9 protein-coding genes and 1 pseudogene are annotated in these 10663 nt (G+C 74.4%); 8 read left to right on the top strand and 2 right to left on the bottom strand.

Annotation, left to right across the window (positions count from 1 at the left end; all coding sequences use genetic code 11):
- The 3 genes from EAO70_RS38770 to EAO70_RS02905 form a co-directional block, all read left to right on the top strand.
- The coding region (locus EAO70_RS38770) for a DUF6643 family protein (RefSeq protein ID WP_315986199.1) at window positions 1–201 on the top strand (201 nt) is incomplete at its 5' end.
- 57 nt (window positions 202–258) lie between these two features.
- Entirely contained in the window at window positions 259–1083 is an 825-nt protein-coding gene (locus EAO70_RS02910) for an MOSC domain-containing protein (protein ID WP_148001454.1), read from the top strand.
- A gap of 244 nt (window positions 1084–1327) precedes the next feature.
- Window positions 1328–3733: a right-handed parallel beta-helix repeat-containing protein gene (locus EAO70_RS02905; protein ID WP_148001453.1), complete on the top strand. Its 2406-nt coding sequence runs from the start codon at window positions 1328–1330 to the stop codon at window positions 3731–3733.
- Here EAO70_RS02905 and EAO70_RS02900 read toward each other — a convergent pair.
- Window positions 3703–6105 (bottom strand): hypothetical protein, encoded by a 2403-nt coding sequence (locus EAO70_RS02900; protein WP_148001452.1) that lies wholly within the window; start codon window positions 6103–6105, stop codon window positions 3703–3705. The genes EAO70_RS02905 and EAO70_RS02900 overlap by 31 nt on opposite strands.
- Window positions 6106–6239: 134 nt before the next feature.
- On the opposite strand from EAO70_RS02900, the gene EAO70_RS02895 reads away from it, so the two are divergent.
- The 3 genes and pseudogenes from EAO70_RS02895 (at window position 6240) to EAO70_RS02885 (ending at window position 8297) form a co-directional block, all read left to right on the top strand.
- Window positions 6240–7067 (top strand): DeoR/GlpR family DNA-binding transcription regulator, encoded by an 828-nt coding sequence (locus EAO70_RS02895; RefSeq protein WP_148001451.1) that lies wholly within the window; start codon window positions 6240–6242, stop codon window positions 7065–7067.
- Window positions 7064–7489, top strand: a pseudogene (locus EAO70_RS38765) (SRPBCC family protein); the annotation flags it as partial. The gene EAO70_RS02895 and the pseudogene EAO70_RS38765, both read left to right, overlap by 4 nt.
- A 307-nt stretch (window positions 7490–7796) precedes the next feature.
- Complete coding sequence (locus EAO70_RS02885; protein ID WP_148001450.1) at window positions 7797–8297, top strand: SRPBCC family protein; 501 nt, start codon at window positions 7797–7799, stop codon at window positions 8295–8297.
- Here the strand turns inward: EAO70_RS02885 and EAO70_RS02880 are convergent.
- Window positions 8257–9399, bottom strand: a complete 1143-nt coding sequence (locus EAO70_RS02880; protein WP_148001449.1) for a PLP-dependent cysteine synthase family protein — start codon at window positions 9397–9399, stop codon at window positions 8257–8259. The two genes, EAO70_RS02885 and EAO70_RS02880, sit on opposite strands and share 41 nt — an antisense overlap.
- Window positions 9400–9585: 186 nt before the next feature.
- Between EAO70_RS02880 and EAO70_RS02875 the strand changes: the two genes are divergently transcribed.
- Together EAO70_RS02875 and EAO70_RS02870 are read left to right on the top strand one after the other, a co-directional pair.
- Complete coding sequence (locus EAO70_RS02875; RefSeq protein WP_148001448.1) at window positions 9586–9909, top strand: hypothetical protein; 324 nt, start codon at window positions 9586–9588, stop codon at window positions 9907–9909.
- 277 nt (window positions 9910–10186) lie between these two features.
- A partial coding sequence (locus tag EAO70_RS02870; protein ID WP_148001466.1) for an ATP-binding protein occupies window positions 10187–10663 on the top strand: 477 nt, incomplete at its 3' end.

Below are 10663 nucleotides of genomic sequence, written 5' to 3'. Positions count from 1 at the left end.
CCCCTGCAGCACGCCCCCACCCCGTACATCCCGCAGCAGCAGGCGGCCCCGCGCGGCTTCCAGGCGGGCCAGTACGCGCAGCCGCCGCGCCCCGCCCCCGCGGGGTACGAGGCGATGCGTCCGGCCGCGCCCCGGCCCGCACCCGCGCCGATGCAGTACGAGGACCCGTACAACCGCCCCTACCAGGGCGGGGGCTACTGACCCCGGCTTTCCCCGTCCGCACGGCGTCGGGTCCGGAGCGGCTGGCAGGATGACGGCATGCCGACTCCTGTGCTCCGCTCCGTCCACGTCCATCCGGTGAAGGCCATGCGGGCGCTGGACGTCACGGAGGCCGAGGTCCAGCCCTGGGGTCTGGCCGGGGACCGCCGCTGGGCCGTCGTCGACGCGGCGGGCAAGGTCGTGACCCAACGCCGTCACCCCCGGATGGCGTTGGCCACGGCGCTGCCGCTGCCCGGCGGAGCGCTCACCCTCTCCGCGCCGGGTCACGCCCCGCTGACCGTCGAGGTACCGCACCCCTCGTCCACGGTCACGATCGAGATCTTCGACAAGCCGGTGGAGGCCGTGCCGGCCGGCCCCGAGGCGGCCGACTGGCTCTCGGCCCGGCTGGAGGGCGAGTTCCGGCTCGTCCACATGGACGCCCCCGAGCACCGGCGCCCGGTCGACCCCGACTACGCGCTGCCCGGCGAGACCGTGAGCTTCGCGGACGGCTACCCGCTGCTCGTCACCACCACCGCCTCCCTCGACGCCCTCAACTCCCTCATCGCACAGGGGGACCACCCGGACGAGGGCCCCCTCCCGATGAACCGCTTCCGGCCGAACCTGGTCGTCGCGGGCACCTCGCCCTGGGCCGAGGACGACTGGACGCGCCTCGCCGTCGGAGAGGTCGCCTTCCGCGTCGCCCGGCCGTGCGGGCGCTGCGTCGTCACCACCACGGACCAGCTCACCGCCGCGCGCGGCAAGGAGCCGCTGCGCACCCTCGCCCGGCACCGCAGGAGCGACGGCCGGGCCATCTTCGGCCAGAACCTCGTCCCCGAGCACACCGGCACCGTCCGGGTCGGCGACGAGGTGAAGATCCTGGACTGAGCCCGGCCGGCCGCCCGTCCACGGCCACGCCCGTGGGACGGGCGGCCCCTCGGCCGGAGCACGATCGAGCCCGACCGACCTCGACCATCGGCGACCGTCCCCTGACCGGGCGTGACATGAGCCCGGTGCCCATCCCGTACGGCTGCCCGCGCGCGTCCGCGACCCGTCAACCCGGTGCCCCCGCGCGCGCTACGGTGGGGCATCGGATCAGCGGCACGGCATGAGGCGGGGGCAGGACACACCCATGGCACAGGGCACGGTCCAGGTGACGCACACCGGTACATCGCGGTGGCGGCGCCGCACGGGTGAGTACCCCTCGCTCGCCGCAGCACTGGAGGCGGCCGGGGACGGCGACGTGCTCACGATCGCCCCCGGCACCTACCGGGAGAACCTCGTGGTGCGGCAGGCGGTCACCCTGCGCGGCCCCGAGGGCGCGATCGGCTCGGTGCGGATCGCCCCGCCGGACGGGGTGCCGCTGACGCTGCGCGCCTCCGTCACCGTCCAGGACCTCCACATCGAGGGGCAGGACGTCGCCGCCCCGGCCCTCCTCGTCGAGGACGGCACCCCCGAGCTCCTCGACCTGCGGATCACGACCCGCTCGGCGGCCGGGATCGAGGTGCGGGGCACGGCCCGGCCGACGGTCCGCCGCTGCACCGTCGACAACCCCGCCGGGGTCGGCATCGCCGTGGTCGACGGGGCGGCCGGGGTGTTCGAGGAGTGCGAGGTGGTCTCCGCCGGGCAGGCGGGCGTCTCGGTGCGCGGCGGCGCCCACCCCCGGTTCGAACGCTGCCGGATCCACCACGCCTCCGGCGCCGGGATCGCCGTCACCGGCGAGGGCAGCGCGCTGGAGGGCGTCGGCTGCGAGGTGTACGAGATCAAGGGCGCGGGACTCCAGATCGCGGCCCGCGCCACCGCCCACCTCTCCGACTCCTCGGTGCACCGCACCTCCGGGGACGGCATCACGCTCGACACCGACGCGGTCCTCACGCTCTCCGACTGCGACATCCACGACGTCCCGGAGAACGCCGTCGACCTGCGCTCCCGCTCGGTCCTCACCCTCACCCGGTCCACCGTGCGCCGCTTCGGCCGCAACGGCCTGTCGGTGTGGGACCCGGGGACCCGGGTGGACGCCAACCAGTGCGAGATCCACGACAGCACGGGCGACTACCCGGCGGTCTGGGTGAGCGACGGGGCGACCGCCGTCCTCGACGCCTGCCGGGTGCACGACGTACCGGACGCGCTGTTCGTCCTCGACCGCGGTTCGCGCGTGGACGTGGTCGACAGCGACCTGTCGCAGGTGCGGAACACGGCTGTGTCGGTGAGCGACGGGGCCACCGCGCAGCTCGACGACTGCCGGATCAGGGAGGCCTCCACGGGAGCCTGGTTCCGCGACCACGGCAGCGGCGGCACGCTCGGCGGCTGCACCATCGACTCCGTGCAGACCGGCGTCATCGTCACCAAGGGCGCCGACCCCACGATCGACCGGTGCACGGTCACCTCGCCCGCCGAGGCCGGCTTCTACGTGTCGGCGGAAGGCCGCGGCTCCTTCACCGGCTGCCGGGTCACGGGCAGCGGCGGCTACGGGTTCCACGTCACCGACGGCTGCCGGACCACCCTGCGCAAGTGCCGCACCGAGCGGTGCGCGCGCGGCGGGTACGAGTTCCCCGAGGAGGGCGCGAGCGCCGAGGACTGCACCAGCGACGAGAGCGCGGTCCGCTCCTCCGTGCCCGAGGGAGGCACGGTGCTGACGGCCACCCAGCCCGGCGGGCTGCTCGGCACGGTCCCCGCGCCGCGCGTCACGGCCGCCCCGCCGGCCCCGGACGTTCCGGTCGTCGACGCCCGGTCCTCGCAGGACGTCCTCGGCGAACTGGACGGGCTGGTGGGCCTCGACAGCGTCAAGCTGGAGGTGCGCACCCTCACCAACATGATCGAGGTCGGGCGCAAGCGGCAGGAGGCCGGGCTCAAGGCGGCCTCGGTCCGCCGGCACCTCGTCTTCACCGGCAACCCCGGCACGGGAAAGACCACCGTGGCCCGGCTGTACGGCGAGATCCTGGCCTCGCTCGGCGTCCTGGAGCGCGGGCACCTGGTGGAGGTCTCCCGGGTCGACCTGGTGGGCGAGCACATCGGCTCGACCGCGATCCGCACCCAGGAGGCCTTCGACCGGGCGCGCGGCGGAGTGCTGTTCGTCGACGAGGCGTACGCGCTGTCCCCCGAGGACTCGGGCCGGGACTTCGGCCGCGAGGCGATCGACACGCTGGTGAAGCTGATGGAGGACCACCGGGACGCGGTGGTGGTCATCGTCGCCGGCTACACGGCGGAGATGGAGCGCTTCCTCACCGTCAACCCCGGTGTGGCGTCCCGCTTCTCACGAACCATCACCTTCGGCGACTACGACCCGGACGAACTGCTCCGGATCGTCGGCCAGCAGGCCGACGAGCACGAGTACCGGCTCGCCCCGGGCACCGACGAGGCGCTGCGCGCGTACTTCACGAAGCTGCCCAAGGGCCCCGCCTTCGGCAACGGGCGCACGGCGCGGCAGACCTTCGAGTCGATGGTCGAGCGGCACGCGGGGCGGGTCGCCGAGCTCGCCGAGACGAGCACGGACGACCTGACCCTGCTCTATCCGGAGGATCTGCCCGAACTCCCCTGATCCGCGGCCGGGTTCGGCCCGCGGGGGTGGGGGACGGCCGGCGGCAGCCGGTCCAGGAGGGCGCCCCGCCGCCGGGCGAACGCCGGGTCGGCCTGGTAGTCGGAGTGGCCGAGGATGGGTTCGGGAAGCGGGTGCGCGCGGGTGCGGCCGTAGGCGACCGGGTCGAGCAGGACCGCCGCGTCGACGGCCGGCCTGCCGTCCTCGGCGGGAACCCGGACGGGTCCGCCGATGGGGTCGGTGGCGCGGTAGAGGTTGGTCCAGCAGTGCACCGTGCGGTGCAGCCCGCGCAGCGCGTCCGGACCGAAGTAGGCCGGGAACCAGCGGCCGTAGAGCCGCTCCAGCGGTGAGCCGTAGGTGAGCAGCGCGACCCGGCGGCGGGTGGCGGGCGGCAGCTGCCAGACCGCGGCGGCGGCGAGCACACTGCCCTGCGAGTGCCCGGAGATGACGAGCCGGCCGCCGGTGCTCCTGGTCCAGGAGCTCATGCGCCAGGTCAGGTCGGGCACTGCCCGTTCCGCGTAGCAGGGCGGGGCGAACGGGTGGGCGGCGCGCGGCCAGAAGGTGCCGACGTCCCAGAGGATGCCGATGGTGCGGCGCGCGGAGGCGTCGCGGTAGGCGCGGCGCCCCCAGGTGACGAAGAGCAGGAAGCCGAAGCCGATCATCCAGGAGCCGATGGCCTGGGTGGCGGTGGCCAGCGAGGCGATCGCCGGGTGGGCTCCGTCGAAGGCCCTGCCGGGGACGTTCCCGCTGGCCCAGGCCCCGGCGACGGAGCCCGCGCCGAGGAGCAGGGTGGCCCCGGAGACGACTCCGACGAGGACGGGCGCGGAGTCGGTGAGGGAGGCCCGGGCCCGGCCGGCGGCGATCTGGCCGGTGCGGACCGGGTCGCGCTCGTCGGCCGCCGCGTAGTCGGCCTCGACCAGCGCGCGCAGCCGGCGCCCCGCCAGCACGGTCCGGACGGCGAGGAGGACGGCGGGGACGAGCAGCAGCAGGAGCAGGACGGGAATGACCGAGGCCTGCCAGCTGAGCAGCACGGGCGGTCCTATCCTGGGCCCGCGGTCGCCCATGCCGGGGGTGGCGGGCCCGTCGAGCCAGTCGGCGACGCGCTGCGCGACACCGCCCGACATCACCCCGGCGAGGGCGCAGGCGAGCATGGCGACGGCGGGGCCGCCGAGTCCGCGGAGCGCGGTCCGGCCGTCCACCCGGGTCCGCTGGAGGAGGAGGGCGACCACCCCGAGGGCCACGACGAGGGCGCCCTGGGCGAGGGTGAGGCCGCCGAAGGCGACGTTGCCGGGGAGCGCCCCCTGGGAGGTCCAGCCGGGCCGTGCCCAGCCGGCGTACAGGACGGTGAGCGCCAGCACGGTGAGCGAGGCGCCGGGCAGCCAGGAGACGAGGGCGCGTTCGACGCGCTGGTCGAGGCGGCGCTCGCTGCGGCCGCGGCGGCAGACGACCCAGAGGACGAGCACCGCGAGGGCGGCCACCGCGGACACGAGGGCCCGTCCGACGACGGCGCCGGCGCCCGGGACGGTGTCGTCGTGCCGGGCGGCGGCGGTGGCGAGGGCGGCGGCGACGGTGAGGAACCCGGCGGCGGTGTGGGCCGCCCGGAGCCGCGCCACGAGCCGACGCCCGTACCAGAACCCGGGGCGCCCGAGCGCGGGCCGCACCCCGAACGGGCCGGGTCCGTCGTCCCCGCGGTCGGCGCTCTCCGTGTCGGCGGACCCGGCCGGCGCCCCGGGCTCGTCGTACCCGCTGGGCGGGCGCTGGGCCTCGTACGCGCTCCACGTGCGGTTCGACAGGTACCAGAGGAGGCCGACCAGCAGGGTCGGGACCAGGGCGGCGACGGCGAGGCGGCGGCCGGGCGCCGACCACCAGCCGCCCCGCGCCTCGGAGAGGAAGCCGAGCCAGGAGTGCGCGTCGGCGCAGGCGGCGCCGGCGGCGCACTGCCAGGCCGTCAGGTCGAGCGCGACCTCGCAGGCCGCGGCGGTGAGCAGCACCGTGAGAGTGAGGGCGACGAGCCGGACGAGGACCCCGTAGGTACGGACGAGGCCCGGCCGGCCCTGGGACGGCGGGCGCATCCAGTGCGCGAGGTTGGCGACCATGAAGGGCAGGAGGAGCAGCCACAGGGCGCGGGCGCCGTCGCCCGAGGTCAGGTTGGACCAGACGTACGCCTCCGGGACCGGGCGGGCCGCGTACCGCTCGGGGTGGTCCTCGGCGTCCAGGTCCTCGGCGCGCCGGTGCATGGCCGCGGTCCGGTCGCCGGTGATCCGTACGGTCCTCGGGTCGTCGAGCATGTCCTGGGGGGTGGCTCCGCCGACTCCGTGGACGAGGAGTTCGAGCGCCGCGCCGCCGCGCTGCGGAGCGGGTGTGGCAGGGGACACTGAGGGGACTTCCTCTCAGGGTGGGAAGATGCGACGTCGGCACCAGGATCGCGGACAGGGGCGCGCCCGCGCACCGTTCCTCACCGAATCCGACACCCATCCCCTTGTCCCCTGCGGAAGGACCGGCCCCGGCGGTGACTGACAACCAGAACCTCCTCGCGGAGCAGCGTCGTGCCCTGATCCTCGACGAGGTCCGGCGGCGCGGCGGTGTACGGGTCAACGAGCTGACCCGGCGCCTCAGCGTCTCGGACATGACGATCCGTCGCGACCTGGACGCGCTGGCCCGGCAGGGCATGCTGGCGAAGGTGCACGGCGGGGCCGTTCCGGTGGTCGAGGCGAGTACCCACGAGCCGGGTTTCGAGGCCAAGTCGGTCCTCGAACCCAGCGCCAAGGACGAGATCGCCCGGGCGGCGGCGGGGATGGTCGCCCCGGGCAGTGCGATCGCCCTCTCCGGCGGCACCACGACGTACGCCCTGGCCAGGCATCTGCTGGAGGTGCCGGACCTGACGGTGGTGACGAACTCGGTCCGGGTCGCGGACGTCTTCCACGAGGCCCGACTGACGGGGAACGGCGGGGAGTCGCGGCGCGGGGCGGTTACGGTCGTCCTGACCGGCGGGGTGCGCACGCCGTCCGACGCCCTGGTGGGGCCGGTCGCGGACCGGGCGGTCCGCTCCCTCCACTTCGACCTGCTGTTCCTCGGGGTGCACGGCATCTCGGTGGAGGCGGGGCTCTCGACGCCGAACCTGGCGGAGGCCGAGACGAACGGCTGTCTGATGCGGTCGGCGCGCCGGGTCGTGGTGGTCGCCGACCACACCAAGTGGGGCACGGTGGGGCTGAGTTCGTTCGCCGGTCTGGACGAGGTCGACACCTGGGTGACGGACCGGGGGCTGCCCGGGGAGGCACGGAGCGAGGTCGCGGAGCACCTGCCCGGGCTCGTGGTGGCGGGCGAGGAGCAGGCATGAGCCTCTTCCGGGTCGAGCGGACCGTGTCGCCGGCTCCGGCGGAGGTGTGGCGGCGGCTCACGGACTGGCCGGCGCACGGGCGGCAGGTGCCGCTGACCCGCACGCGGGTGCTGACTCCGGGGCCGAACCGGACGGGGACCCGCTTCACGGCCCGTACCGGCATCGGCCGGCTGTCCTTCGACGACCCGATGGAGGTGGTGCGCTGGGAACCCCCGACGGCCGGCCGCCCGGGAGTCTGCCGCCTGGAGAAGTCCGGTCGGGTGGTACGGGGGTGGGCCCTCGTGGAGGTGACCGCCGGGCCGCACGGCGGGAGCCGGGTGGTGTGGACGGAGGAGCTGACGGTACGGGGCGTGCCGCGGGCCTTCGACCCGGTGCTCGGGTGGGCGGGGCGAGCCCTGTTCGGCCGAGCGGTGGACGGGCTGGGTCCCGACCCTGCTGGTCGGCCTCCTCTGGTACCTGTCGAACCGCACGTGGAGCGCGTACGAGGCCCAGCGCCCGCCCAGCGGGTACGACGAGCCCGGGGCGCCGGCCGGGTCCGCCGACACGGAGAGCGCCGACCGCGGGGACGACGGACCCGGCCCGTTCGGGGTGCGGCCCGCGCTCGGGCGCCGTGGGGCCGGGGYGTCGGCGTGAGGCGGGCCACCCTCCGTACCCCCTGTGCTGTTGACAAGCCGTCAGCTAGGGTGCCCTTTCGCTTCCGTCCGGTTCCATCCTGGGGAGGGTTGGTCCATGGCACGCCGACTGAGGCCGGTGGAGCTCGACTTCACCGCGTCCGCGCCCGTCCGTCTGGTCTTCTCGGCGACGCTCGCCGCCCCGCCGCCGACCGTCTACCGCGCCCTCGCCGTGGAGGTGGGCAGCATGCCCTCCTGGTTCACCGCGGTGGCCTCGGCCGTCCCCTCGGCCGACGAGGCGGGCCGCACGGTGCGCCTCCGGGGCGGGATCCTCTTCGAGGAGACGATCCTCGCCGCCGAGCCCGACACCCGGTACGCCTACCGGGTCGACGCGACCAACGCCCCCGGCATCGCGGCCCTCGCGGAGGAGTGGGCCCTCTCCCCCGCCGGCCGGGGCACCCGGCTGCGGTGGACCATGGCCGCCGACGGCGCCGCTCCGTTCCGGCTGGCGCTGCGCCTCGCGGGGCCGGGCGTGGGGCTGTCCTTCCGGGACGCCGCACGCCGGCTCGACCGGCGGCTCACTCCGGCCAGGCCCCCGTCGCCAGGAAGCGTTCGATAGCGGCGCTGTACGGGCCGATGTCCAGGCCCTGCGAGGCCAGCCAGTCGTCGGAGTAGTACTTGTCGAGGTACCGCTCGCCGCCGTCGCAGATCAGGGTGACGACGCTGCCGGTCCGCTCGTGGGCGACCATCTCGGCGACGATCTTGAAGGCACTCCACAGACCGGTGCCGGTGGATCCGCCCGCCTTGCGGCCGATCGCCGACTCCAGGGCGCGAACGGCGGCGACGCTGGCCGCGTCGGGCACCTTCATCATCCGGTCGACGGCCCCGGGCACGAAGCTCGGCTCCATCCGGGGGCGGCCGATGCCCTCGATCCGCGAACCGCAGTCGGCGGTGGCGTGCGGGTCGTGGTGCGTCCAGCCGTCGAAGAAGCAGGAGTTCTCGGGGTCGGCGACGCAGATGCGGGTGTCGTGCTGCATGTAGTGGACGTAGCGGGCGATGGTGGCCGAGGTGCCGCCGGTGCCCGCGGTGGCCACGATCCAGGCGGGCGTCGGGTAGCGCTCCAGCCTCAGCTGCTGGTACATCGACTCGGCGATGTTGTTGTTGCCGCGCCAGTCGGTGGCCCGCTCCGCGTACGTGAACTGGTCCATGTAGTGGCCGCCGGTACGCTCGGCGAGCGCGGCCGCCTCCTCGTACATGGTCCGCGAGTCGTCGACGAAGTGGCACTGCCCGCCGTGGAACTCGATCAGCCGGCACTTCTCGGCGCTGGTCGTGCGGGGCATCACCGCGATGAAGGGGACGCCGATCAGCTTCGCGAAGTACGCCTCGGAGACCGCGGTCGAGCCGCTGGAGGCCTCGATGACGGGCTTGCCGGGGCGGATCCAGCCGTTGCAGAGGCCGTACAGGAAGAGGGAGCGGGCCAGGCGGTGCTTGAGGCTGCCGGTGGGGTGGGTGGACTCGTCCTTGAGGTACAGGTCGATGCCCCACTTCTCGGGGAGCGGGAACCGCAGCAGATGGGTGTCGGCCGAGCGGTTGGCGTCGGCCTGGACCTTGCGGACGGCCTCCTTGAGCCAGGCCCGGTAGGCCGGATCGGTGCGGTCGATGTCCACGGTCACCGTCGCCGCCGCGACACCGCTCGCCACACTGTTCTCGGTGGTGCTCATCCGCGCTCTCCTCGATCACTTCCCACGTACTCCCCCGCTGCCGACCATACCCCTCTCACCTGGGCAAACGTTTCCTTTGACTGTCCATAGGGATGCCTTGAGGAGGCCTCCGGGGAGGGCCTCTGGCGCGGGCCGCGACGGCCCGGCACACTGGAGTCGGCAACCGGGTGAGAGGGGCGGAACGGCATGTCGGAACCGGAGTTCAGCGCGAGGCGCGTACGGATCGACCGCTGGCCGCGTTCGCTGACGCGCGCCGGGGAGGTGCGGATCGAGGACGGCCGGCTCAGCCTCCTCACGAGTTACGGCAGCGAGATCGACAGCGCGCCGGTGACGGCGGTCCGGGCCGGACGCCCGTGGTTCGCGAGACCCGACGAGGCGGTGGCCACCGTGAACGGCACGCGTTACCGGCTCACCCTGCACGAGGACGGCTCCGAGGAGGGCGACCCCGGCCGCCCGGAGGAGTCGGGGCGGTTCCTGGCGGCCCTGAAGCGGGCGGCCGGACGGCGCTGACGGCGCGCGACGGGGCTGCGGGGCGCCTCGGGCCGACGCGGGGGCATCACGAACCCTCGTGAGCCCGTGGGGCGCCTCGGGTCGACGCGGGTCATCACGAACCACTCCGCCCCCGCACGTCGCCGTGAGTTGCGGGACGTTCACCACTGGTCCAGGCTGGTAGCACCTCACCGAGGGTTGACCGGTGGTGACACTGAGCTCAGTTCACCACCCTGCTGTACCGCATGTGAGATCCGAATCTTCGTCTTCTTCCGGACTACTTCGGGGAGTCGCAGCCGTGATCAGCGAGCCGAGCAGGTATTACGCGGTGGAGCTCCAAGCCCTGCCGTCGCGGATCGGACAGATCCGCAGAATCGTTTCCGCCCATCTTCGCCACTGGCAGCTCGACGCGCTGGTCGACCATGCCGTGCTCGGTGTCACCGAGCTTCTGACGAACGTCCACCGGCACGCCCGGCCGGAGAAGCGGTGCACCGTCGAGATCGAGCTCCTGCTCGACCGCCTCACGGTCTCCGTCCGCGACCACGACCCCCGTATACCGGAGGCCGTCGCCTGCCAGGACCCCCTCGACGTGTACGACGCGGGTGAGGAGCTGGCCACCTCCGGTCGCGGTCTCGCCATCGTCGGCGCGCTCAGCGAGAGTTGGGGCGTCCGCCCGTGCGGGGCCGACGGGAAGGTGGTGTGGTTCACGCTCGCCGCGCCGCCGCCCTCCGCCCCGGTCGAGCCCCGTGCCGACGCCGTGTGCGTCCCCCTCACG

The sequence above is a fragment of the Streptomyces sp. adm13(2018) genome (genome assembly GCF_008042145.1).
Classification (GTDB): Bacteria; Actinomycetota; Actinomycetes; order Streptomycetales; family Streptomycetaceae; genus Streptomyces.
The sequence above is the reverse complement of the archived record's forward strand: the minus strand, read 5'-3'. Positions and strand labels throughout refer to the sequence as shown.